At 33.4% G+C, this 26929-nt stretch carries 13 protein-coding genes and 1 pseudogene; 13 read left to right on the plus strand and 1 reads right to left on the minus strand.

The genetic code is table 11. The features are described from left to right. Positions 1-63: 63 nt before the first annotated feature. From A3I1_RS08185 to A3I1_RS0101120, 12 genes and pseudogenes are all read left to right on the plus strand, one after another. Complete coding sequence (locus A3I1_RS08185) at positions 64-2442, plus strand: SA1320 family protein (RefSeq protein ID WP_018369469.1); 2379 nt, start codon at positions 64-66, stop codon at positions 2440-2442. Between the two features lie 221 nt (positions 2443-2663). After that, the gene (locus A3I1_RS0101070) at positions 2664-3722 is read left to right on the plus strand and encodes a DUF6574 domain-containing protein (protein ID WP_018369470.1); all 1059 of its coding nucleotides are present in this window, start codon (positions 2664-2666) and stop codon (positions 3720-3722) included. A gap of 20 nt (positions 3723-3742) precedes the next feature. Then, on the plus strand, positions 3743-5356 hold the full coding sequence (locus A3I1_RS0101075; RefSeq protein ID WP_018369471.1) for a TcaA second domain-containing protein: 1614 nt from the start codon (positions 3743-3745) through the stop codon (positions 5354-5356). A gap of 15 nt (positions 5357-5371) precedes the next feature. Next, on the plus strand, positions 5372-6133 hold the full coding sequence (gene ldcB / locus A3I1_RS0101080; RefSeq protein WP_018369472.1) for an LD-carboxypeptidase LdcB/DacB: 762 nt from the start codon (positions 5372-5374) through the stop codon (positions 6131-6133). A gap of 121 nt (positions 6134-6254) precedes the next feature. Then, positions 6255-6425: pseudogene (locus tag A3I1_RS08305) on the plus strand (putative PEP-binding protein); the annotation flags it as partial. A 346-nt stretch (positions 6426-6771) separates the two neighbouring features. Continuing rightward, positions 6772-9231 (plus strand): FAD-dependent oxidoreductase, encoded by a 2460-nt coding sequence (locus A3I1_RS0101090; protein WP_018369474.1) that lies wholly within the window; start codon positions 6772-6774, stop codon positions 9229-9231. Between the two features lie 170 nt (positions 9232-9401). Then, on the plus strand, positions 9402-9815 hold the full coding sequence (locus tag A3I1_RS0101095) for an arsenate reductase ArsC (RefSeq protein ID WP_018369475.1): 414 nt from the start codon (positions 9402-9404) through the stop codon (positions 9813-9815). Positions 9816-9870: 55 nt separating this feature from the next. Further along, entirely contained in the window at positions 9871-10281 is a 411-nt protein-coding gene (locus tag A3I1_RS0101100; protein ID WP_018369476.1) for a PaaI family thioesterase, read from the plus strand. 310 nt (positions 10282-10591) lie between these two features. Beyond that, positions 10592-12904 (plus strand): C69 family dipeptidase, encoded by a 2313-nt coding sequence (locus A3I1_RS07685; protein WP_018369477.1) that lies wholly within the window; start codon positions 10592-10594, stop codon positions 12902-12904. A 238-nt stretch (positions 12905-13142) separates the two neighbouring features. Beyond that, the gene (locus A3I1_RS0101110; RefSeq protein WP_018369478.1) at positions 13143-21041 is read left to right on the plus strand and encodes a glycoside hydrolase domain-containing protein; all 7899 of its coding nucleotides are present in this window, start codon (positions 13143-13145) and stop codon (positions 21039-21041) included. A 349-nt stretch (positions 21042-21390) separates the two neighbouring features. After that, positions 21391-22557, plus strand: a complete 1167-nt coding sequence (locus A3I1_RS0101115; protein WP_018369479.1) for a MalY/PatB family protein — start codon at positions 21391-21393, stop codon at positions 22555-22557. A gap of 90 nt (positions 22558-22647) precedes the next feature. Continuing rightward, positions 22648-24189: an ABC-F family ATP-binding cassette domain-containing protein gene (locus A3I1_RS0101120; RefSeq protein ID WP_018369480.1), complete on the plus strand. Its 1542-nt coding sequence runs from the start codon at positions 22648-22650 to the stop codon at positions 24187-24189. A gap of 83 nt (positions 24190-24272) precedes the next feature. Here the strand turns inward: A3I1_RS0101120 and A3I1_RS0101125 are convergent, their stop codons facing one another. Next, positions 24273-24794 carry a Gx transporter family protein gene (locus A3I1_RS0101125; RefSeq protein WP_018369481.1) on the minus strand — a complete coding sequence of 174 codons (522 nt, stop codon included), beginning with the start codon at positions 24792-24794 and terminating at the stop codon, positions 24273-24275. Positions 24795-25021: 227 nt separating this feature from the next. Here A3I1_RS0101125 and A3I1_RS0101130 point away from each other — a divergent pair, with 227 nt between their 5' ends. Beyond that, a complete protein-coding gene (locus tag A3I1_RS0101130; protein WP_018369482.1) occupies positions 25022-26920 on the plus strand; it encodes an NAD(P)/FAD-dependent oxidoreductase in 1899 nt (632 codons plus the stop codon). Positions 26921-26929: the final 9 nt, after the last annotated feature.

Below are 26929 nucleotides of genomic sequence, written 5' to 3' on the forward strand. Positions count from 1 at the left end.
TTGACAAAGAGTCTCCAGTTGACATTAGTGACATCACCATCATTTATTTAAAGGAATAAGAAGATGATAAGTCAAGAACAATACAGATGGCTGTCTCAACAAGTTTATAGTGTGGATATTAACAAAACAGATGGTCAATATCGAAATATTAAAACTGAAGATTACTACTATAATATAAAGAATACTGAACTAGGAAAATTTAAAGTCCTTGAAGTTTCTGACAATCAATCCAATGGCATGCAAGCAATGGCTATTGCCCCAATTGTAGATGGAAAAGTGGACTACTCTAATATTACTATAGCTTATGCTGGTACAAATTTTAAAGATCCAAATGATCGTCGAACTGATATAGAAAATGTTATTTGGGGTCAGGAAGGTTTAACTAGGGACAGCAGGGGTTCAAAAAAGATTGATAGTCAAGTGGATACTGCTATGGCATTTGCTGCTGAGATACAAAAGAAATATCCTCAAGCTAATATTTCAACAACCGGTCATTCTTTGGGAGGCTATTTAGCCACTATAATTGCTATTAAAATGAAGTGGCAAGCGACCGCTTTTAATGCGCCAAATCCTCAAAACATGCTCACCAAAAAAGAACAGGAATGGGCTAAAGCAAATACTGATATTATCATTAATTTTCGTAATAATATGGATAATATTGGTAATTTTGGAGGAGATCCATTAGGAATAGCACGCTATGTTGATACTTACAAACCCCTAAATTCTCAATTATTTCATTATCATAATCTTTCTACATGGGACTTTGATGACAACGGGAATTTAGTTGACAAATATGGTTTAATTGTTGATAAAAAGAACTATAAGACAAGCATTGATATCAATGAAGATGGTGTCATAGATATCAGTTTGAATTCCTCTAATATAGAACCAAAGAACCTCTTCTTATCTAGTGGGAATGTAGGTTTATCTGATAGTAAAATTATTAAGGTTAATCCAGATAGTTTAAGGGCACTGTCTAGCAATCTTAATTTACTAGCCTTAATAGAGTTACCAGCCATGATTAGGGTATGCCAATTGTGTTTGGAAAAAAATGCTAAAATACAGAATGATTTTGAAACAAGAAAACAAAAAGTGGAAGAGACTATTGTTCAACGATTCAAAGAAACCCGTTTAACAGATGCCTTTTATGAGATATATGAATCTATTGGAAAGATTATTAGAAAAAAACATATTTTTGATTATTTATCATCACCTAAAACTTTGGTAGATACCATCCCTGAACCAGCCTATTTTGAAAGTGGTGCCTATTTAGAGTTATCTTCTTATAATAGAACACTTACAAATCTTGCAGAAAAAAGCAGGAATTTGGTGCAACATTCGTCACAGGAAAAATCAATCAGTTTTCAAGATGGTACCTTGATTAATCCAACTCCAACAGCCCTAAAAACTTCTGTAGTTTTGGAAGATACAGCAAAAAGACTAAAGAAAAAGAGTGAAAAAATTTTTGAAGGAAGAGGTCTTCGTGAAGGAAAGAAAGATGGGATTAGTGAATCACTAAATGACGTCTTAGAAGTAGAACAAAAAAATCTCTCAGAGTTAACATTGGCTGTTGAAAATGTCGCAAGGCTCACTTTAAGCTTAGCTAATAATTTTAAACAAATGGATGATTGGCTAGGTGGTCAAATAGCATCAGGTGGTCATTTAGAAGGTATGACAGTCCAAAATGTTCCAACCTCTTATAAAGCATATCTTGATGAGTCGGGAGTTTTTGATGATGTTAAAGATGTTCTTCAAGCCTTTGATGAACAAGTTGAAAAAAATAGTAATACTTATGCTCGAGAGGTTGCATTAGAATTTTCAAACGCTTTCCAACAAGTCCAATATTCTTTGGATAACTGGTCAACACAGATGAATGATTTCAATAAAGCAGTGAATTCTATTGAAGAGTCATTTGATATTAAAATATATATTGATGAAACGAAAAAAATTAACAAAAAGTTTGTAACAAATCGAACCTATTGGGGACAATTAGTTAGACTATATGATGCAACAACGACTTCAAATATTCATTCCGCTAAGAGTGAGTTGCAACCACTATCAAATAAAATAATGGTGGCACTTCAAGTGGCGCAGACGGTTAAAAATGATTTGCAAAATTTAAAACCCCAACTAAAAACGATTATAGAAGAAGGGGTTTATACTGTATTTGAATTGGATGAAATAGTAGCAAGCCAAAAAGCCATCCAAACCATGACAAGTCGTATCATGCAAGAATTAAAATATGTGCTTGATACGATTGCAAGTCAAATGTCTGGTCAAGCAATCTCTACCTTGACATTACAATTGAACAATGTTTATCACTTAACAGAATATTTCAATCAAATGGTTGGTGATTGTTTTGGTGATCAAACTACAGCTCAAACTGTTTTGTCAACGGGAGTATTGAGTTCTCAAGCCAATCAATTTTCACTAAACAATTAGAGAATAATATAATCAGCTTAGTTTTAGAAACTAATTAGTTTTCATTAATTATTTGCTAGCTTTTAAAAATAGAATATCAGTTGAGGCACCTACTTTTAAGGTGTCTTTTAATTTTTTTAAAAATCAATTATTTAACCAATTAAAACTAAAAGGAATATTGATGAGATAACTCTTAAATGGTATAATTATTTCTATAAATATACTTTAAAAAGGAGATTATTATGGAAAAACAAGATTGGTTGGATTATTTTGAAGCAGTGAATGGACGTTCTCCAGAACCCAATGAGATAGAAGTTGCTAAAAAAGCAGGGGAATTTGTTGAAGAAGATTCATCTGAAATAAAAGAGCAAGTGTCTCAAGAAGTAAATAACACTGATATAGAAGAACAGTTAACGCAAGAAGAAAATAACGGTGGAGTAGAAGAACAAGTGTCTCAGGAGAAAACTTCACCTGAACCAGAAGAATTACAGACTCAAGAAACTAAAATTTCTGATACTGAAAAGCCATTAAGTCAAGTGGAAAATAATCAAAATACAGCTCAGCCACAAGCTTTTTCTGGGTCTTCAAGTCAACAAAATAATCATGTGCCGTTTCCTAATCAAAATATGCAACAACCAATTCAACAAACACAACAAATGCAACAGGTTGCTCCATCGCCATTTAGCTTATTTATAAAACAATTCTGGCAATGGCTTTTGAATGCTTGGAAATCACCTACTAATACTTTTCCAACTCATAAGTATAACGGACTTACAGCATTTGGTCTTTTAGTTCTTTTTACCACTATTAATATTTTGAAACCTATTGCGCAGTTCCAATCAGATGGAATAAGTCTTTTTATTAGTATAGTAGCTGCCATTTCATTGGTCTTCTTTTCAATTATTTTTGGGGGCTTTATTGTTAAACGATTTGTATATAATGAAAAATCATTTACCTTTATGTATAGTTTTGAATGGTTTGGACGTTTGCTTTCGCTTAATATTTTATTTTCAGCATTATCTTTGCTATTTTCATTTGTTAACGTCTACACAGTCGTTACATTATTAACGATTGCCAGCTATATTGTCTTTGGTGCAGCGACATCTTTTACCATTTTTCACAACAACAGTGATAGTAACATAGATATATTTTATAAGAAGATTATTGCTTCAATTATCTACTTTTTGATAGTAGCTATTATTGTAAGTATTGCACTTGCAATTGGTGGAGAAATGATTTTCAATGGTTTTTTTAACAATATTGAAAATCAAATTTCTAACTTTGGTGGCTACGGGTATTAATAATAGTTAGAGGAGAAAATATGAACAATAAGGAAAAGTGGGTCGACTTATTTGAAAAAGTTATTGGCAGAAAACCTACGCCAGAAGAGTTTGTAAAAGGAAAAAAGACAGATTTTGATTTTAAACAAATTAAACATATCGCAGGTATTTCTAAGGATGATACTTTGGTAGATGAAGGTGCTAAAAAAATAGAGCAACAACTTCTAGAACAAAAGCATACAGAAATATCGCAATCACAGTTACCTGAAAGTCAGTTGATTGATAATCAAGTTGATAAATTAGAATCCCCTTTGTCACAACCTACTCCAGAAATAATGACTACTGCAATTAAAAAACCAAAGCGTGTTCTTTCACCAAAAGAAAAAAGAAAACGAGTAGGAATAATTATTATTGGACTTTTATTAACTGTCCTAATTGGTTTGTTCTTCTATTTTCGTTCTATTACTGGAAAAGAAGTTGCAGGAAAAGAATTTATTAAAGCTGTTGAGGCTAATGACTACGCAAAAATTGCAACTATTTTTTCATCTGGAAAAGAAAAATGGTCTGATGAAGAAGCTAAACAATTTATTAGTTATCTAAGAGATGAAAAGATAGATATAGAAACTGTTGTTAAGCATATTTCTGAATCAAAAAACGACCATGACTATAAGGATAGCAACTATAATAGATTGTTCGGGTTTGAAGAATCAGGAAGAAAATTTGGTATTTTCCAAGAATATCAAGTAACACCTTATCCTATTGAAATTAGTGTTAAGACTAATATGAAAAATCTTAAAGTCAATAACGATTCTATTAAAGAAAATGAAGAGACAGTATTAGGGAAATTTAAATTTATTCCTACTGAACTCGTTATGGAAGGAGAGACTGATTTAGGAAAACTGACTTCTAATCTCTCTGTTGACTTGAGTAAAGTAGAATACAATCAATTATTACTATCTCTTGAAACAAAAATGGTGATGCTTCAGGCAAGTCTACCAAAAGAAGCTGATTCCTATAAAGAGCTTAAGCTTTTTGTTAATAAAAAAGAAGTGGCCAATAGTTTGACAAAGGAATTAGAGCTTTTAAACAATCAAACGATAGAAGTATATGCCACATTTAAGATTGATGATAACCAGTACAAGACAAAAATCTTAAAAAAGACTGTTCCTGAGGAAGATATTGTCATAGATTTACCTTTAGTCTTTGATGATGAGTCGATAAAACAATTAGAAGATAGTGTTAAGGCAAAAGCAGCAAAAGAAGAAGAAGCAAAAAAAGCTGAAGAAGATAAAAGAAATATTGGTTACTTTTTGGAAGATTATCGTGAGGCTGTTTTTGACTCTATTGATAATAGAACTAATACTTATGCCAAATATTATGATACTAATAGTACAGTTTATAAAGAGATGGTTGAGTTTACTGAAGGCGGTGGTGTTGCTAAAGCTCAAATTTCATACTATATAGAAGGCGCTCTTGATGTTAAGAGTGTTTCAAAAGAAGGAGACACTTATATTGTAAACACATACGAAGAATTTACGTCAGTTTATACAAACAACAATCCTAATAAAGTTTTTCGAAAAAACAAGACATACTACTTGAAAAAAACTGGTGAATCATTTATTATTTCTAATCTAGAAGTTAGTGATTTGAGTTAGAAATGAGGTAATTCAATGAAGTGGATTAAACATAGCTTAATTATTTTGGCTTTGACTAGTTTAGTTGCTTGTCAAAAAGACATGAAAACGGATGAAACAAAAAAAGAGACAACGACTAGTCAACAATCAGTAATACCTAATAAGAGCCAAGAAAATGAAAAAAGTGTAACAACTACACAAACTCCAAAAGCAAAGAAGTCAAAAGATTCTAAAGAATTCAATGATAAAGCCACTTATAAAGGTAATTATTACAGTGTTCAAGGTAAATATGACGAAATTATCATTGTTAATAAGCAACATCCTTTATTAAGTTCATATAACCCTGGTGAGAATCCAACAGCCAAAGCATCACTTTTACAAATAATAGCTGATATGCAAGCACTAGGTTTTGATGTTAGTAATAACTATAGTGGCTTTAGAAGTTATGATACACAAGATAGTTTATATCACTCGTATGTTGAAAGAGACAGTAAAGAGAATGCAGATCGTTACTCTGCTAGGCCTGGTTATAGTGAACACCAAACTGGACTAGCCTATGATTTGATTGATAATTCTGGTCAATTATTAGAAGAACCAAATGCTTCTGCCTGGTTAAAAGAACACGCCCCTGAATATGGTTTTATTGTTAGGTATTTGCAAGGAAAAGAACACATTACAGGTTATCAATCCGAAAGTTGGCATCTACGTTACATTGGCAAAGAAGCTAAAGAAATAGCAGATTCGGGATTAACACTTGAAGAATATTTTGGTGTTTCTGGTGGTGAATATCCTGATTAATTTAGCTATAGTCTTTCATTATTGGCTAAAATACAATTAATATCTAAATGATATAAAACTAATAACTGTTTCATTTTGATAATTAGTAAAATAGTTTGATTGTAAATAGAGTAAATAGATGGGAAGAAAAAATAATCCTATGCTTCATATGGGGGTTTGTGGAGAACATGGAGGAGACCCCTCATCAATTAGATTTTTCCATAAGCTAAATCTTGATTATGTCTCTTGTTCACCATTTAGAGTGCCTATCGCAAGACTTGCAGCAGCACAAGTAGCTATATCAAACAAATAATATTAAAAATAAGGCAAAAGACAATAAACTTATTCTTACATTATTGTCACTATCAATAAAGGTTATCTTTTGTACTCAGTACAAAAGATAACCTTTATTTATTTGTTCTCAAACGTTCTCTCCACCTTGTTTTCAAAGCTTTTCAGAAGTAATCAATAAGACTTTTGTTTGAAATTGAAATAACTAAAAATCTATCCTATTCAGAGTCTATTTTTTAAATCCATTTGACAAATCAGTTTCTGATATGCTATATTTTATATACCTAAGGGGGTATGTAACACTGAGAGGATAGGAAAAATTTTTTTCTACGTTATAAATAAGGACCCAAAAATATTTGGAGGAAGAGATGGCTAAAATAGTAATTATTGGTGGTGTTGCTGGTGGTGCTACTGCTGCAACAAGATTGAGACGTTTAAATGAAAAGGATGAGATTATTTTATTTGAAAAAGGAGAATATATTTCTTTTGCTAACTGTGGGCTTCCTTATCATGTTGGTAATGTCATTAAAGACCGTGACAATCTTTTGTTGCAAACTGTCGAAGGAATGAGTAGTCAATACGGAATTGATATTAGACATTTATCAGAAGTAATTGACATCAATCCAGACGAAAAAAAGGTTACTGTTTATGATGTCAAAAATAATTATGAGTATGTCGAAACTTTTGATTATTTAATTATCTCAACAGGAGCTAAGCCAATTATCCCGCCTATTAAAGGTTTGGAGAGTGCAAATAATCTTTTTACTCTCAGAAATATTCCTGATATGGATTTAATTAAAGACTATATTGCCACTCACGCCATTCAAACAGCAACAGTTGTTGGAGGAGGCTTTATTGGTCTTGAGATGATGGAAAACCTTGTTGAATTAGGGATTCAGGTCAATTTGGTTGAAATGGCAAATCAAGTCATGCCAAACATTGATTTTGAAATGGCTCAACAATTGCACGCGCAAATTAATATGCATAAAGTCAATCTGATTCTTTCAGATGGTGTGACTGAAATTAAAGAGTTTGGTCAAAAACTAATCCTATCTAGTGGTCAAGAATTAGCCACAGAAATGATTATTTTAGCGATAGGTGTTGTTCCTGAAAATAGTCTTGCAAAAAAAGCTGGTTTGGAGCTAGGGTTTAAAGGTGCCATCAAGGTAAACAAGCGTTTAGAAACATCTGTGAGAGATATTTATGCCATTGGTGATGCTATTGAAGTTGTCAATAAGGTCACAAAAGAGGCGACGAATATTCCTCTTGCTTGGCCTGCCAATCGTCAAGGACGTTTGGTGGCTGATATTATTAATGGTATTGATACTAGCTACCCAGGCACACAAGGAACCTCAGTTGCAAAAGTATTTGAATTAACAGCAGCAAGTACTGGAAACAATGAAAGACAATTGAAAGCAATTGGCATTGATTATGATGTCATTCACATTCACCCTAATTCACATGCTGGATATTACCCTGGTGCTTCACCAATAGCCTTAAAAATTCTTTTTACAAAAGAAGGCAAAATCTTGGGCGCACAAGCCATTGGTACTGAAGGAGTAGAAAAACGAATAGATGTTATCGCAACAGCAATGACATTTGGTGCTAAAGTAGAAGAATTGGCAAGTATTGAATTAGCCTATGCCCCACCCTATTCTTCTGCAAAAGATCCTGTCAATCTCCTTGGCTACACAGCTGATAATATCAAAAAAGGGATGGTTGAAACATTTCAGTGGCACGAAGTTGATCAACTGCTAGCTTCTAGTGCTTATTTCTTAGATATTAGGGAAGTATTTGAATTAGCAACAGGCAGTTTTGAAGGCAGTAAGCATATTCCTTTGAATAAGCTAAGAAATCGACTTGATGAATTACCAAAAGATGTCACCATTCATGTCTACTGTCAAGTAGGTCAACGTGGCTATAACGCAGCTAGAATTTTAAAACAAGCTGGTTTTAAGGTTAAAAACCTAGATGGTGGTTTCAAAACTTATAAGCAATCAAAATACCAATTAGTCTCTTTTAAACAAGAAGTCATTCCAGCAAAGAAAGAAGAAAAAATGATCCCTATTTCTGAGAAATTAGATGCTATCACTCTTGATGCCTGCGGTTTACAGTGTCCAGGGCCTATCTTAAAAGTTAAGGAGTCAGTTGATGGTATGACAGATGGCCAAGTCCTTAATATCCAAGCGAGTGATTTTGGCTTTAGTGCAGATATTGAGAATTGGGCTAAAAACACTGGTAATACGATTGTAGATAATAGAATTGAGGGCAATAAAGTTCTCGTTAGCTTAGTGAAAGGAAAAGACCTACCTAGTGAAAAAGAATCAAGTTCTCTTTTAGCTCAAGAAGGAGTTTTACAAGAAACCAAAAATGGCATGACTATGGTTGTTTTTAGTGGTGACTTGGATAAAGCTCTAGCATCAATGATTATTGCATCAGGCGCTGCAGCTTATGGTAAAAAAGTGACCATCTTCTTTACTTTCTGGGGCTTATCAATGCTGAAAAAACAAAAAGTGAAGAAATCTGGTTTAGCGAAACTATTTGACATTTTCCTTCCTTCAAAAGCAAATGATATGCCACTTTCCAAAATGAATATGGGTGGTATGGGACGTCAAATGATTAAACACATCATGAAAGAAAAAAATGTGGATTCCTTGCCAGATATGATTGAACAAGCTCATCAGTTAGGTGTAAAATTTGTCGCTTGTACAATGAGTATGGATCTGATGGGGATAGAAAAAGAAGAATTATTTGATTTTGTTGAATATGGAGGCGTTGCGACCTTTATTGGTGATAGCGAAAACGCCAATATGCAGCTGTTTATCTAATACTTTCAGTTATTCAAGATAAAAAGAGGGCTAACGAAGTCCTCTTTTATAATGATTGTATCACTTTTTGGCTTTCAATAACTAAAAACCAACCTTTTAAACTTTTGCTCATTATAGTGTATACTAGAAGTCAGATGTTACTTATTATAAAAAAGTAAAAGAGGTTAGCTATGAAAAAGAAAAAAATTGCTTTTTTATGTGTCCATAATTCCTGTCGCAGTCAGATTGCGGAAGCTTTGATGAAAAAATATGGGGCACACGTCGCTGATGTTTATTCGGCAGGAACGGCACTTAAAAATCAAATCAATCCAGATGCAGTGAGGCTTATGAAAGTGCTCTATGGTATTGATATGGAAGAGTCTCAAACACCTAAGTTACTAACAGATATTCCGACAGTTGAACAAGTGATCACCATGGGTTGTAATGTCAGTTGTCCAAGTCTCCCTTATCAGTATGATACTGAAGATTGGGGTTTAGAAGATCCAACAGGGAAATCCGATCAAGTCTTTCTTGAAATTATTTCTGAAATTGATGAAAGAGTGAGAAACCTTATCCAACAATTAGAACAATCACAAGATTTTTAGACTCTTATTTCTTTAGTATAATAGGGGCTATTTGATTTAAAGGAGAAGAAAACTAATGCAAGACATTCATTTTAAGGAACTAAGAATTTTTGAAAACTATCGTATAGAGACAATTGAAGAAGGGCGTGTAGTAATGACAACTAAAGTGACTCCTTCTTCTCTCAACTACTATGGTAACACTCATGGAGGTTACTTGTTTGCCTTGTCAGATCAGGTAAGCGGTTTGATCGTAAGAACGACTGGTTTTGAGTCGGTCACCTTACAATCAAACATTAATTATTTAAAAGCTGGTCATTTGGATGAGGTTCTGACGATTGAAGGAATGATTGTTCATAATGGTAGAACGACCAAGATTATTGATGTTTTGATTCGAAATAGCAAAGAAGAAATTTTGACTAAAGCAAGCTTTACAATGTTTGTGATAGGTAAAAGAGAAGATAGAACCAAGGTCGAAAGTAGTGACTAATTTAAAAAATTGATAAACTCTCAACCAGATACTTTTTGTTTTCTTGTTGAGAGTTTTCTTTTTACTTTGATTTTTAATCTCAGTGATAATAAAAATGGTTTCAGAAAACAAATGAAAGGCAAAAAAGATGTTTCAATGAAAAACACTTTTCTTCTTACAATACAAATCAGTTTATATGTAATATTCAAAGGATTTTTCAATCATTTTTCAAGTTTTAAATATTTTTGTAAGCGCTTTAAAATTTTACCTATTTTCTATTGATTTTATAAGAGGCGATAGGTATAATACAATTGAAAGGGGGAGATAACCTATGAAGAAATTATTCTATTTCGTAGGCATTATCATGTTGTGTTTTGTTTTCTTTAGTGTCACTATGACTGTAGATGCTTGTACAGGTTTTATTGTTGGTAGTGATTTAACTGAAGATGGCAGTGCTTATTTTGGTCGAACTGAAGATCTTGAAATCAATCACAATAAGGTCTACCAAGTTCATGAAGCTGGGAAATATAAAGCAGGAGATAAAATTGTTGATGTTTCTACCAGTGAAGAGGGTGGTTATGAGTATATTATGGAAAAAGACTCTAACCAATTCACTTCAGTAAGTGATACCACACCAGAATATGGTATTTTTGATGAAGCTGGATTTAACGATAAAGGCTTAATTGTTGACATGACTGTTTCTGCCAGCTACAGAGATGAAATTGGTGAAGTTGACTCTTATGTTGAAAAAGGGGTAACTGAAGCAGTTCTTCCAACAGTAGTTTTGGCTAATGCCGATTCAGCTGATCAAGCTGTTGAACTTATTGCCAATGAAGTGGCTACAAAAGGTGCTTCAGAAGGTAATGATTTAGTTGTGGCTGACCATAATGATATTTGGTATATGGAAATCTACAGTGGTCATCAGTTTGTAGCAATGAGATATCCTAAGGATAAATTCTCAGTGATGCCAAATACATTTTGGCTCAATGAAGTGACTTTAGATATTGGCCAAGAATTTGCTAATTATATTGTTTCAAAAAATGGTCAATTTCTCTACTCCAAAGCTATCTTTGATGTAGCAAAAAAAGCTGGAACTTTTAAAGGAGATGAGACTAAACGAGTGATTGATTTGGCAGGTTCTTATGCACCAAAAGATTTAGCTGAGTCTGATCGTTCACGTGTTTATTCTGGCATCAAACACCTTAATCCAGAAGCAAAAGTAACTTTAGAAGATCAATATTATCATTTCCTACAAGATGCACCCAAAAAAAGTATTAATTTACAAGATTTAATAGCACTTACCAGAAATCGAATGGAACATATTGGAATAGTAGCTGATGAATTAGGTGATCCAAATCTTTACCCAATCGGAAATCGTAACACCATGGAAGCTCACATCTTCCAACTTAATCATGAAAAAATGACTGAAACTTATCCAGGTGTCATGTGGCTTGCTATGGGTTCTCCGTTAGTATCTCCTTATGTGCCATATTACCCAAATCAAACAACAGGAATTACGGCTATTCAAAATCAAATCAATGAGTTTGCTGAAGATTCAATGTACTGGGTAGCAATGGATATTTTACACATGGTGGAAACAAACCGTGAAGAATTCATGAAAATTGTTAATAACAAATTAACACCAACCCAACAAGAAATCATGAATCAGGCTATTTTAGATGGCCCTCAAACCAGTGAATCAGCAACTACAAACAATAATGAATTAGCTGAGAAAGCTTTTGCTACCATGAAAGAAATTCGTGAGGAATTAATGGTAGCTCACAAGAAATATCTTGCTGAAAATGACTACGTTGTTAAATATCGTGTTAATAGAAGAACAAAAAAATTTACTGGTTCAACAGTAACTGTTGAAAAAGGAACTTCAGAAAAGAAGGTTCTCTTAAGTATTAATGGTGGTGGACAAATAACAGCAACCGATGTGTATGGTAATGTTCTTCCAACATTAAACAAAGAATTGACTTATTCTATCGCTAAAGCAGCTATTGACAATCCAATTTTCTTTGATGATCAAAACAAGATGATTGCTTATGATTTAGTGAATGACTTCTACATCTTTAAGACAAAATCAACACATATCACTTTTAAAGAAGGAATTGATTACAAGATTATTGAAGGTGCCAATCAAACCTGGCAATCTGATCAAACAACTAATCTAACAATTATTTCAGATGCTGATTTGACTAAATTCCTCAATTTAACTATTGATGGTCAAGTCGTTGATGCTAACAATTATGAGCTTTCAGACGGTTCAACCAAACTGATTTTGAAAGCAGACTACTTAAAAACTTTAGCAATAAACGAAGATAAGGAACACGATGTAGTACTCAATTTTAACGATGGTAAAGCTAGCACAAAACTAACAATTACTAAACTTTCAGACAAGAAAAAGACACCTTCTACTAAAAATGAAGACCCTAAAGACACTAAAAAAGGTACTATTTCTCTACCAAAAGATAATCAAACAAGCAAAGAACATACCAAAATGTCGGAAGAAAAACCAAATAACGAAAAAACTTTGCCAAAAACAGGAGATGAATCTAACGCACCCTTGTTAGTAGGCTTGATGATTTTAATGGGAAGTTTCTTTATTGGACACAAAGAAAATCAAAGACAAAATAAATAATTGATTATACTATTTTTAAATGACTTCAAGTGATTTTGAAGTCATTTAGTTTTTAAAAATAACTGAAAGAAAAAGAGAGTTTATCTATTTTAAAATTAAAAACAACTTGACATAACCAGTTATAAACGATACAATACTATTTGTAAGGAAGCGTTTTCATCCTTTTTTTAATTTCTTTTTAAAAAAAAGGAAGTTAAAATTGTTGAAAACAAAATAAAAAAAGGAGCATAAAAATCTTATGTCAAAAAAATTATTTGAAAAACAAAATAAGTATGCTATTCGAAAATTAACGGTTGGAATTTGTTCTACTGTTATTGGGTTAAGTTTTTTGACTGGACAACAAGTTTCTGCTGATGTTAACACTCAAACTGCAGCTGAGGAAACTACTGTTACCGAAGCTATATCAAAAGAAGCTATTCCTGAAGCTGAAAATGTTGACGCTACTACAGTAGGAGCTGATTTAAATGCAATAGTAACTGAAGCGCCTGAAACTACCTTAGCAACTGAAGAAGTAGCAGCTGTTACTGATGAGTCTGCTGAGACTTCAATAAACCCTGTTGTAAATGAAGAAGGTCAACTTGATGAGGTGGGAGCTGAGGAAGAAACTGAAACTGATGCACTAGAAGAAACTGAAGCAGAAGAGCCTGTTGTTTCTGAGATTGGTTTAGACTCAAGAAATTCCACTAGAAGTATGAATAAATTCATCTTCACAGATGGATGGACTTTTGAAAATGGTGAAGCCTATAATGCAGTGGCAAAATCTGATCCAAATATTGGGGAGATTGTTTATGCGATTCCTTTTGTAGGTCAAAAGATTGAATTATTAGCTACTAAATCTCATAATCATGGAGTTGTCGAAGTTAGTGTTGATGGTAATGATTGGGAAGAAGTTGATCTTTATCAAGCAAACCGTGGAACACCTACTGTTGTTTATTCTTCACCATTGTTAGAAGATAGAGACCATATTTTAATAGTTCGTTCAACTAGTAAGTCAAACGCAAGTGGAAATAATCATGTTAACCAAGTTAACGGAGCTAAAATTACACATTTTCCGTATTATGCTGATACCCTTGAATATCCAGAACATACAGAAACTACTATTACTTTAGATACTAATACACCAATTGATTTAAACCCTGTTGTATTGCCAGATTTTATCGAAAATCCTACTATCAACTATACTGTTGAAACAGAAGATAACGAAGCTATTGCAAGAGTTGAGGGTAATAGACTCATTGGACTCAAAGCTGGAACAGGTGTTTTAAAAGCAAGTCTTGACGGTATTACAAAACAATGGACATTAACTGTTACAGGATCAACTAATGAGACAAATACTCCTGAAGAAGAAAGTGAAACAACAGAACCTGTTGTGACTGAAATCAGTTTAGAATCAAGAAATGCGACAAAAACAGTTAATAAATTTTATTTTACAGATGACTGGACATTTGAAAATGGAGAAGCTTACAAGGATGTACCAAAATCAGACCCTAACATTAATGATGTTGGTTACGCCATTCCTTTTGTTGGTCAAAAGATTGAATTATTAGCCACTAAATCTCATAATCATGGTACTATTGAGGTAAGTCTTGATGATACAGAGAATTGGACACCAATCGATTTACACCAAAGCACAAGAGGAGAAGTAGAGGTTATATATTCTTCTGAAGAATTAGAAGAAGGGCCACATGTCCTATATGTTCGTTCGACTAGCACAGCAGCTCCTGGCCACACTAATCATGTTAACCAAGTAAATGGAGCTAAAGTTACACATTTCCCATATCATGCTTCTAGTCTTGAGTATCCAGAGCATACAGCTTCTACAATTACTTTAGATGTTAATACACCAATAGATTTAAACCCTGTTGTTCAACCTGATTTTATTGAGAATCCTACCATTAACTATACTATTGAAACAGAAGATAATGATGCGATTGCAAGAGTTGAGGGTAACAGACTTATTGGACTTAAAGCAGGAACTGGTATTTTAAAAGCAAGTCTTGACGGTATTACAAAACAATGGGCATTAACTGTTACAGCATCAACTAATGAGACAAATACTCCTGAAGAAGAAAGTGAAACAACAGAACCAGTTGTAACTACAATTGATTTATCTTCAGTTAACTCTCCTAGCAATACCAATAAATTTGTCTTTTCGGATGGTTGGGTTGTCTCTGCTGATGAAGCCTATAAAGATGTACCAAAAAATACTCCAAGTATTGAAAATATCAAATATGATATTCATTTTATTGGTCAAAAAATTGAGTTACTAGCAACAAAATCGCACAATCATGGTATTGTTGAGGTAAGTCTTGATGATTCTGGGATTTGGATTCCAGTAGATTTATATCAAAGCACAAGAGGACAAGTAGATGTTGTTTATACTTCTGACTTATTAGAACATGGACCACACAAATTAACAGTACGTTCAACTAACCGTACTTCTTCTCCTGGTCGCAACAATCATGTTAACCAAGTAAATGGCGCAAGAGTGACCCATTTACCTTATAAAGCAGAATCTATTTCTTTTACAGAAAGTAGCATAACACTTAAAGAATTACAAACGTTGGATACTCATCTAGAGATAGCTCCAACTTATGCTGATGCTTCGCAAGTAACATATCGTATTGAAGATGACTCTATTGCAAGCGTTGATGCTAGTGGACGAGTCAAAGCATTGTCAAGAGGAACTACTAATTTAGTTGCAACTCTAGGAGATTTGACAACTACCATTCCAGTTACTGTAGAAGCAGCAATTGCTAATTATCGTGGAACTTTTGTTGATAATAATCGTCATTATTATGGTGATGCCTATAACGAATTGAAGGCTCAAACAAATGACGTTGCTAGTCAAACACTTGTCGGTTGGAAAAAAGAAACAGTAAATACTCAATTAGCCATTTTACCGATTGATTCTGGCTTGAAGAATTTACGTTTTGAGTTAGTAGATTTAGAAGATGGTAATGGAAACACTATTGATAAATCTAATATCACTGCTAATTTCATTAAGGAAATTTCAGGTTATAGAGGAAATGCAGGTTATCATAGAGCTAATAAATTAACTATCAATAAAACACCAAGTATTTCCCGCCCAGATATTTTATCAAATGCATCAAGTGTTCAAGTTGACTACAATACCATTCAAAATCTTTGGTTATCTGTAGCAATCCCGGAAAATGCAAAAGCTGGTAGTTATACAGGAACAGTGAAAGTATATGCTGATGATATTGCAACACCTTTAAGCTTTACCTTGAATCTTAATGTTCAAGATGCTGTTTTAAGTGAAGAGAAATCTTTTGATATTGAGCTTTGGCAATACCCATATCGTTCAGCAGAATACTATAATGTTACACCTTTCTCAGAAGAACATTTAGCAATCTTGCGTCCAATGATGGAAAAATATAAATCTATCGGTGGAAATGGTATTACTGCCTCAATCGTAGAAGAAGCTTGGGGTGGACAAACTTATGCTGATGGTGATGTTAGAGTTCCTTCAATGATTAAGTGGACTAAAGAGATAAATGGTGAATTCTCATTTGACTATACTGATTTTGATAAATGGGTAACCTTTGCTGATAGTCTTGGTTTAGCTGATAAGATTGTTGGTTATTCTATGATTCCTTGGGGTAATAAGGTCACTTATCTTGATAAGGCAACTAACCAAAAAGCTTTTGTAGAAGTTCCAGTGACTAGCAGAGATTATGCTACTGTTTGGAGACCATTTTTAAATTCTCTAGTAGCTCATTTAGATGAGAAGGGTTGGTTTGATCGCTTTTATGTTGGTATTGATGAAAGACCTAACATGGAACTTGCTTTTGGTCTAATTGACAGCGTTAAAAACAAAGAAGATAAAACGCTTAAGATTGCAGCAGCAGCAAATCATTTTTCTGGTAATTTTGCTTCTACAGCTGAAAGAATTGATCACCTAAGTATTGGAACGCCACATATGAAGTCACAAGCAGCTGAATTTAAGCAAATGGTGGCTGATAGAGCTAAAAAAGGTAAGAAGACAACACTTTATACCGCTACTGAAGAATATCCAAACTCACTCTTGTTCAATATGCCTGGAGAAAGTTATTTCTCAGTTCTTTATGGTGCTAAATACAACACCAATGGATTCTTACGCTGGGCAATGGATGCTTGGGTTAAAGATCCATTGAAAGATTTATCACACTGGGCATTTGAATCGGGAGATACGCAACTTGTATATCCAGATGAGAAAACAGCAACAAATCCAAAACCTCAATCAAGTGTACGTTTAGAAAAAATGGCTGAGGGTGTTAGAGATGTTAATAAAATCTATCAAATGAGAAAAGAGTTTCCTCAATTAGGATTAGAAATAGATAATCTTTTAAGTTCACTTGAGGATCGCTATGATAGAACAACTCCAAATAATGCTATTGGTGAAAGAATTGCTAGAGAACCAAGTGAAACAACGCTTGATCGTATTCCAAAAGATTTAGCGGCCTTTAAAGTAAGATTAAATGAAATTATTAATCGCTACCTTGAGTTGAAAGCATCTAATGCTGAACCAACTGAAACTCCAAATATCTTGGATGTTTTAGAAAATAATATTAAGGCTCGTTTTACTTTCGATGAAACTGATAAATTAGCTAATATTAAAACAAATATATCAGGAGCTATCCAAAACGATGCTCAAGCAGAATTTGGACAAGGAATTGATGGTAATTCATTAATTGTTCACCCAGATAGAGCTTTGATTGTTTCAGAAGATATAGATTTAACTGAAAACTATAGTTTATCGTTTTGGATGAAACCTGGAGAATCAAATAGTGGTATTTCTTCAATCTTCTGGGATGGTACTAATCCAACAAATAATGGTAGACAAAGTATTTCATTTGATCTAAAAGTAGGTCAAGGTAATTCAGCTAATAATATGGGAATTCATGTTAAGGAAGGTTACTTGACTTATCAATATGCTGAAAATGGAAGTGGTTGGAAACATTACACTATTGTAAATGACTCTAGCAATGGCATGTTAAAACTTTACGTTAATGGCGTAAAACAACCAGATATTCTTTGGCCACCAGCTGGAAGACCAATGGAGCTTGTTAAGTTACCAATCAAATATATTGGTGGTAAAAACTTTAATGGTGAATTAGATGATATTATTGTTTTTGATAAGGTTTTAACTGACTTTGAAATTGTTGAATTAGCAAGCAGACCTGGAATAAATGCTCCAGACTCTGTTACTCTTTCAAAAGATCAAGTTAAACAAATTCCTGTAACACTTTCTAAAATAACAGGTGATATTGTTTATCAAGTTGCAAATGAAAATGTTGCAACAGTTGATACAGAAGGCAATATTACTCCAGTTCATGTTGGAGAAACATCAGTAACAATAGCAACTACAGATGGATTGTATTCTAAGGTTGTTAAAATCATAGTTTCTCATGCTCTTCATAGTCAAATTCCAACATATGTTTTACCTGAAAAATATGCCCAAGAAATGGATCGAGTTCCAGGTGAATATCTTGGTCAACCTGATATGGTCATGCTTGCTGATGGTCAAACGTTAATTTCTGTTTATCCTAAAGGTCATGGGCATGGTGAAATTGTACTTCGTCGCTCTGAGGATGGAGGTCTTACTTGGTCTGAACGTTTACCAGTTCCAGAAGAGTGGAAACATTCACGTGAAACTCCTACGCTTTATACACTTAATTTTGCTGATGGTCATCAAGAAGTAATACGTATTACTGGTGGACCAAAACAAGCAGGATGGGGTGATGGTAAAGGTGGATTCTATACTTCAATTTCTAAAGACAAGGGTCTTACATGGAGTAAAGAAAAAGAATTCTATACTGATGAAACAGTTGTGGTAGGTATGGCGTCATTGGTTCAAATCTATGAAAATGGACAGCCAATTGATAAATGGATGGGTGTCTACCATGATCATACTAATTTTATTAACTATAAAACTTATCTTACTTTTGATGAAAATGGTAACGAATCTTGGACAACTCCAGAAGCCTATCTCTCAGAACATCGTGCTGAGGAAGCCCATTATCAAATCTGTGAAGTTGGTATTGTAAGAACACCTGATAAATCTAAATTAATTGCACTTGGAAGAACACAAGCTCATAATGATTTATCAACAATCTTCATCTCTGAAGATGAGGGTCAAACATGGAGTAAACCAAAACCAATGCCTGCTTCTCTTTTAGGAGAGCGACATAAGATTGCAGTTGATCCTGTTTCTGGACGTTTAGTCATTACTTTTAGAGAAATAATTCAAGATTATAATAACAATGGAATTCTTGAAAGAAATGACTGGATGGCAGGAGATTGGATTGCTTGGATTGGAACTTTTGATGACTTATTAAATGGTGGAGATGGCCAGTACCGCATTTTACTTGGAGAAGATTTCACACCAAATGCAAAATCTGGTGATACAGGTTATACAGGTCTTGTTATTTTAAGTGATGGAACGATTGTAGCTAATTCATATGGTGTTTTCAATGAGGCAGATGCTAGAGTCAAGCCAAATAATACTGCTGACAACATCAGATGGACAACTTCTATTAGAAGTGTTCGATTCAAATTAGAAGACATTGATTTGTTGTATGCTACACCAGAAGAAAAAGTTGATTATGCAGAACAATTAGACCAGTATGTTAAAGAAATATTAGCATATACAAAAGAAGATGGTCTTATTACTCCTGAAGAGGCTTACTGGTTAACTGAACTAAATAAAGAAATCATTGCTAAAAAAGAATTAGCAGATGCAGCGGTCAAAGCAATGCCAGATTCAGATACTGATAAAGCAAGTCTACAAGAAAGACTTGATGCCCTTACAGGTATTACTGTTCCAGAAGTAACAGATGCAAATAACAATGGTAAAGCAGATACAGTTGAGTTATCAGAAGCAACAGAGATGGTAATAGCAGCTGAAGCAGCAGATACTTTAGCAAAAGAAACATTACGAACAACTAATGAGGATGATAAGGTTACTCAAGAAGAAGTTAATCTATTAATATCTTATAGTGATGATGCCAAAGCTAAGAAATTAGCGGCAGATGAAGTAGTAAAAGCTCTACCTGATTCTATTTCTGAAAAATCAGCATTACAAGAAAGGCTCAATGTTTTAGAAGGTATTGTTGTACCTGAGGTTAGTCAGCCTAATGACAACAATAACACACCACAAGAAACAATTGAAGAACATAAAGAAATTGTTGATGCAAATTCTGGTATCCGTATCACACTTGAAAAAGGGGAATTGGCTTCAATTAAAGATGTATCTGTTGCTCAAATTGAGACTGATGATCCTAAGACACCAAATATATTAAAAGCACTTGATTATGACTTATTTGATATAGAGCTTCTTGATGCTAATGGTGATAGTGTAAACCCTCTTAAAGATGTATTAGTTGTTTTACCAGTTGACAAAGATAAAGAAGTAGCACGTGTGATTTATCTTCCAAATACAGAAGAAGAAGAAATTCTTGATTTTACAATGACTACTTTTATTGATCAAAATGGCGAAACACGTCAAGGTGTAGTCTTTGTCGCAAAACACTTTAGTGAATATGGTATCGTTTATAAAACTAAAGTTACCAAAGTGCCAAATGTTGCACCGAGCTATGAACTTCCAGAGTCTGATTTTGTTGCAGAAACAGCTATTCCATCAACTGCACCAAATTATGAACTTCCAGAGTCTGATTTTGTCGCAGAGACAGCCTTACCTAAGGTAGCACCAACTGCAGAAGATAAACCAACATTTGAAGGACCTTTAGTGATTAAAGTCCCATCAACTGCACCAAATTATGAACTTCCAGAGTCTGATTTTGTTGCAGAGACAGCCTTACCTAAGGTAGCACCAACTGCAGAAGATAAACCAGTCTTTGACGGGTCATTAGAAATAGCAGTGCCAAATAATGCACCAATTGCAGAAGATAAACCAGTCTTTGATGGTCACTTACAATCATTGAGCACTGAGCCAAATGCAATGGCTAAAGATAAAGAAACAAAAGAAGTAGTGAAAACTTCTCAAACATCACAAACTAAGACATTACCTAATACGGGTGATTCTACCAATTCAGCTGTGATTGGAACCTTAGTGGCTTTATCATCACTAGCTTTGTATGGTTATGGCAGAAAAAAACGTGAGAATGAATTGTAAAATTTGTCACTTGTTTCACCAATCAAAAATCAAAAATGTTTTATTACCTTAAAAAGTTGAAATGAAACTAATTTTGAGAGAGAACGATTTTCGTTCTCTTTTTTTATATTTTTTGAAGATAGAAAATCTAATTTACCAATAACTTTTATTAGCAAAATGATAAAAATTTAAATAATTTTGACAAATTGCTAGTTGAAAACTAGTGTTTTATGATTACATTTACCCTAAAAACACCTAAAAAGATTTTCATTATAATTAATCTCTTTGTTTTAAAGAAGTAGTACATTTTATTTTCTTATATGAATCTGTTACAATTAAATATAAGAAAGCAAGAATTGAGGAGAATGAGATGACATTATATGATTTTAATGAAAATGCCGAAAGATTTGGAAAAAATTCTATCAAATGGCAACTGGCTGAAAAAGATCTTGACATTATTCCTGCTTGGGTGGCTGATATGGATTTCAAAGTTTTTCCTGGTCTAAGAGAGGCAATTAAAAATTACTCAGAGAAAGATTTTTACGGCTATAGCTATCAAAATCATTCTTTTTCTGATACTGTGCTTAATTGGTTTCAAAAGGAACACAGTTATCACTTTCATCGTTCATCTCTTTTTTTTATTAATGATGTTCTCTCAGGTATTGTTACAGCCCTTCAAGCATTTACTGAAGTAAAGGATGCTGTTCTTATAAATGACCCAGTATACCCTGCTTTTAAAAAAATTATTGAGCAAAATAATCGTCTTGTAGTAAGAAATAAATTAATTGAAAAAAATGGTATATTTACATTTGACTTGAAACAATTTGAAGAAGATATTATTAACTTTCAGGTTAAAGTCTTTATTTTGTGTAATCCTCATAATCCTGGAGGTCGAGTTTGGGATAAAGAAACACTTTTAAGTATTGGGATTATATGCAAAAAATATGGTGTGTTGGTTATTTCTGATGAAATACATCAAGATTTAACATTATTTGGGCACAAGCATCATTCTTTTAATACAGTTCATGATGACTTTAAAAATATTTCAATTATTCTTTCTAGTCCTTCTAAAACCTTTAATATGGCAGCATTTAAAATAGCTTTTGCTATCATTGAAAACAAACTCTTGCAAAACGCCTTTCAAGAAAGATTATTAGCCAATCACCAATCTATTTCGACTATTGCTTATGAAGCAACTGAGATAGTTTACAAAGAAGGGAAGAATTGGTTAATAGAATTACGATCCACCTTAGAAGATAATATTAATTTTGTGATTAATTATTTTGAAAAACATGCTCCAAAAATTAAGGTTATGATTTCTCAAGGAACTTATCTTCTTTGGATTGATTTTTCTAACTATCATTTAAGTGACAAAGAACTTTATAGAATTTTAAAATATGAAGCTAAAGTAATCTTAAATAATGGCTTAGACTTTGGTGAAATGGGAAAAGGGCATGCACGATTGAATGTTGCCACTTCCAAAAATCTTTTAAAGGAAATTGTGGAACGAATTGTAACTAGTTTAGAAAAGATTTGAGTATAACATTAAAATACTCTCTAGTGAAGAGAGTATTTTAATGTTATAATAACAATTAATTGTTATTATGGTATTGAAAAGGAAAAGCTAATGAGTATTTTAGAGGTTAAAAATTTAAGCCACGGGTTTGGTGATCGAACTATTTTTGAAAATGTCTCTTTTCGCCTGTTAAAAGGAGAACATATTGGACTTGTCGGTGCAAATGGTGAGGGAAAATCAACTTTTATGAGTATTGTCACAAATCGCTTGCAACCTGATGAGGGAAAGATTGAATGGTCAAAGTATGTGACAGCAGGTTATTTGGATCAGCATGCTGTTTTAGAAAAAGGGCAAACAGTTCGTGATGTATTACGAACGGCTTTTGATGATTTGTTTAAAACAGAAGCTAAAATTAATGATTTATATATAGCCATGGCTGAAGAAGGTGCTGATATTGACCTTTTGATGGAAGAAGTTGGAGAATTGCAAGATCGTCTAGAAAGTCGTGATTTTTATACGCTTGATGCTAAAATTGATGAAGTGGCAAGGGCTCTTGGCGTTATGACTTATGGTATGGATACTGATGTCACAGAATTGTCTGGTGGGCAAAGAACAAAAATTCTGTTGGCAAAATTATTGCTTGAAAAGCCTGATATACTGCTACTTGATGAGCCTACTAACTACTTAGATGCCGAACATATCGACTGGCTAAAACGGTATCTTCAAAACTATGAAAACGCCTTTGTTTTGATTTCTCACGATATTCCTTTCTTAAATGATGTGATTAATATTGTTTATCATGTTGAAAATCATAACTTAGTCAGATATACTGGTGACTATGAACAGTTTAAAGAAGTCTATGCCATGAAAAAAGCTCAACTTGAAGCAGCCTATGAACGCCAACAAAAAGAAATTGCTGATCTTCAAGACTTTGTTAATCGAAATAAAGCACGTGTGGCCACTCGTAATATGGCCATGTCTCGTCAGAAAAAATTGGATAAAATGGAACTCATTGAACTACAATCTGAAAAACCCAAACCATCCTTTGAGTTTAAAATGGCTAGAACGCCAGGACGTTTTATATTCCAAGCCAAAGATTTAGAAATTGGTTACGATCGTTCATTAACCAAACCCTTGCAACTTAGCTTTGAACGCAATCAAAAAATTGCTATCATTGGTGCTAACGGTATCGGAAAAACAACTCTTCTAAAGAGTTTACTAGGCATTATTCCACCAATTGCTGGTCAAGTAGAACGTGGAGATTATATTGAATTAGGTTACTTTGAACAAGAAGTTAAAAGTAGTAAACAAACTCCTTTAGAAGCTGTTTGGGATGCCTTTCCAGCTTTAAATCAAGCAGAAGTTCGTGCTGCACTTGCTCGTTGTGGTTTGACTTCAAAGCATATTGAAAGTCAAATTCAAGTACTTTCAGGTGGTGAACAGGCAAAAGTTCGTTTTTGCTTACTGATGAATCAAGAAAATAATGTATTGATTTTAGATGAGCCAACCAATCACCTTGATGTTGATGCTAAAGAAGAATTAAAACGAGCCCTAAAAGCCTATCCTGGTTCAATTTTAATGGTTTGTCATGAACCTGATTTTTATGAGGGTTGGGTTAATGATGTTTGGGACTTTAATCATTTGTTATTATAAAAAGACTTGACTTAATATAGAAAAATTAAAATTTACAGTAATAATTATTGATATAGTATAAACCAACCATTTACATGGTTGGTTTAATTTTTTCCAATGTATTTAAAGTGAGAAACTTTAGAAAGAATATAATTTCCCGAAAGTCCAACAAGTAATCCTGATAAAATACCACTAAATGATAGAATGGGTAGATAGTTTAAGACAACCAATGATTGTGCAATAAATGAAAAAACAAGCAGTTGACCGATATTGTGTATAATGCCACCAAAAATTGAAATACCAATAACACTAACACGTTTTGGTCCTAATTTTTTTGCAAGAATCATTGCAATAAAACTAAGTACACTACCAGATGCACTATATAAAAAAGTTGAGAATGTGCCACTTAAAAAAGTTGTAATAAATAATCTTAGTATAACTACTTTTGCACTGTCTTTAGTTGAAAGATTAAAGAGGGCAATAATTGTAATTAAATTACCAAGCCCTAGTTTTGCTCCAGGAGCAAATGTAAAAGGGGTTGGTAATAATTGTTCGACTAAGGAAATAACAACTGCTTGTGATGCAAGCATTGTAATGAAAATCAGTTTATAATATTTTGAAGTCATTATTTTTTCACCGTTAATAGTTTTATATCTCCATCATACAGTTTTTTAAAAAGGGAGACAAGTACTTTTATATTTTTAATCAAAAGGAAATGAAGTAGTAACTTATCAATTATTTAGTGTATAAAATGAGTGTTGAACACTGTTTGATAAAACTTTCTAAAGTCTTGTTTCTTGCCTTAAAAAATAGTATAATAAAGAGCAATTAATTCATTAAAGGAGAAACAGGCTTGACTAAAGATATTGTTATTGTTGGAGCTGGTTATGCTGGTATTTCTGCAGCAAAAACTTTGGCGAAAACGTTTAAAAAAAAGGATGAGATAACAATTACTCTCATCGATAAAAATTCATTTCATACTTATATGACTGAATTACATGAAGTAGCTGCAGGACGAATTGAACCTGAATCTATTAAATTTGATTTGCAACGCATTTTTAGTAAATATCCTAAAGTCAAACTTGTCACTGATAAGGTAGTTTCTATTGACTATGATCAAAAAAAGGTATTTGCTGAGCATACAACATTAGCGTTTGATTATCTTATTTTAGCCATAGGAGCAGAAGCTAATGATTTTGGTATTCCAGGGGTTAAAGAAAATGGCTTTACACTTTGGTCTATTGAAGCTGCTGAGCGTTTAAATAAACATATGATTGATTGTGCTTATAGAGCTATGAAAGAGCATGATATCAACAAACGAAAGGCTCTTTTAACATTTACTGTTATAGGAGCTGGCTTTACAGGTATTGAAATGATTGGAGAGTTGATTGATTGGATTCCAATTATTGCTAACCAATTTAAATTAGAACCAAATGAATTTTCACTAAAGCTTGTTGAGGCTACACCAAATATTCTTCAAATGGTGACAAAAAAAGAACAAGAAAAAACAATTAACTATCTCAACAAGAAAAATGTAGAAATTTTATTAAATGATGCTGTTACAGAAATTAATAAAGAAAGTCTAGTGCTATCATCAGGTCGTACAATTTCAACGCATACTTCTATTTGGACTTCAGGAATTAAAGCTAATAGTGATACCAAAGATTACGGAATAAAACAAGCTCGAGCTGGTAGATTGGTAGCTAACCAATATATGGAAGCTAAGGATAAACAAGGTGTTTACGTTGCTGGTGACTTAGCTTATTACGAAGATCCTGAAAATGGTAACACACCAATCCCTCAAATCGTTCAAGCTGCTGAACAAACAGGGCACACTGCTGCACAAAACATTATTGCATCAATTAATGGTGGTCAAAAACATGCCTTTAAAGGTAAATATGATGGATTCATGGTTTCTATTGGTGCCAAGTATGGTGTTGCCTATATTATGAATAAATATCATATGACTGGTTTTTTTGCTATGCTTATGAAACACATCGTCAATGTTATTTATTTTCTTACGATTAGAAGTTTTTATAACGTTGGTGCTTATATTCGTCATGAATTCTTTGACATTAAACATAAGCGTAATATTTTTGGCGGTCATCTTTCAAGTAAAGGAAACAATTTATGGCTTATCCCACTTCGCGTTTTCTACGGATCAGTTTGGCTTTATGAAGGGATAAAAAAAGCTTTTGGTCTTTTTGGAACTACTTCATGGTTTGGAGATAAAGTGGTCTTTCCATTTCCTTGGCTACAAGAAGCCGTTTCAGGTGCTTCTGAAGCTGCTGAAGCGACAACAAGTGCTTCTCAAGCAGGAGATGCAAGTGCTCAAATAGCTGAGCAAGTTTTTAGTTTAAACTATACTTATGGTGAGGAACCTATGCAAGTTCTAAAAGAGATGCCAGATTGGTTTGCTGCTATTATGAAATTGATGATGCCTAATCAAGAAGTTGCTTTATTCATGCAAAAAATGATGACCTTGCTTGAAATTGGTATTGGATTAGCTTTAATAGGGGGAGCTTTTGTATGGCTAATCAGTGCGCTAACAGTTGGTCTAGTAGCAATGTTTTCTCTATCAGGAATGTTTTTCTGGGTTAATATGTGGTTTGTTCCAGTAGCAATTGCTTTAATGGCTGGTGCGGGGCGTACTTTTGGACTAGACTACTGGATTATGCCATGGATTGGTAAGCGATTAGATAGACTTATTTATGGTAAAGTAAAACATATTTATGGTTTTGAAGAAAAATAACTATCCTTA

The sequence above is a fragment of the Streptococcus marimammalium DSM 18627 genome, assembly GCF_000380045.1.
Lineage (GTDB): Bacteria > Bacillota > Bacilli > Lactobacillales > Streptococcaceae > Streptococcus > Streptococcus marimammalium.

Bases quoted from the DNA above. Each gene is read 5' to 3' on its own strand.
- A3I1_RS07685 (WP_018369477.1), top strand. From the start codon at position 10,592: ATGAAGAAATTATTCTATTTCGTAGGCATTATCATGTTGTGTTTTGTT.
- A3I1_RS08185 (WP_018369469.1), top strand. From the start codon at position 64: ATGATAAGTCAAGAACAATACAGATGGCTGTCTCAACAAGTTTATAGT.
- A3I1_RS0101110 (WP_018369478.1), top strand. From the start codon at position 13,143: ATGTCAAAAAAATTATTTGAAAAACAAAATAAGTATGCTATTCGAAAA.
- A3I1_RS0101125 (WP_018369481.1), bottom strand. From the start codon at position 24,794: ATGACTTCAAAATATTATAAACTGATTTTCATTACAATGCTTGCATCA.
- A3I1_RS0101100 (WP_018369476.1), top strand. From the start codon at position 9,871: ATGCAAGACATTCATTTTAAGGAACTAAGAATTTTTGAAAACTATCGT.
- A3I1_RS0101120 (WP_018369480.1), top strand. From the start codon at position 22,648: ATGAGTATTTTAGAGGTTAAAAATTTAAGCCACGGGTTTGGTGATCGA.
- A3I1_RS0101090 (WP_018369474.1), top strand. From the start codon at position 6,772: ATGGCTAAAATAGTAATTATTGGTGGTGTTGCTGGTGGTGCTACTGCT.
- A3I1_RS0101075 (WP_018369471.1), top strand. From the start codon at position 3,743: ATGAACAATAAGGAAAAGTGGGTCGACTTATTTGAAAAAGTTATTGGC.
- A3I1_RS0101115 (WP_018369479.1), top strand. From the start codon at position 21,391: ATGACATTATATGATTTTAATGAAAATGCCGAAAGATTTGGAAAAAAT.
- A3I1_RS0101070 (WP_018369470.1), top strand. From the start codon at position 2,664: ATGGAAAAACAAGATTGGTTGGATTATTTTGAAGCAGTGAATGGACGT.
- A3I1_RS0101095 (WP_018369475.1), top strand. From the start codon at position 9,402: ATGAAAAAGAAAAAAATTGCTTTTTTATGTGTCCATAATTCCTGTCGC.
- ldcB (WP_018369472.1), top strand. From the start codon at position 5,372: ATGAAGTGGATTAAACATAGCTTAATTATTTTGGCTTTGACTAGTTTA.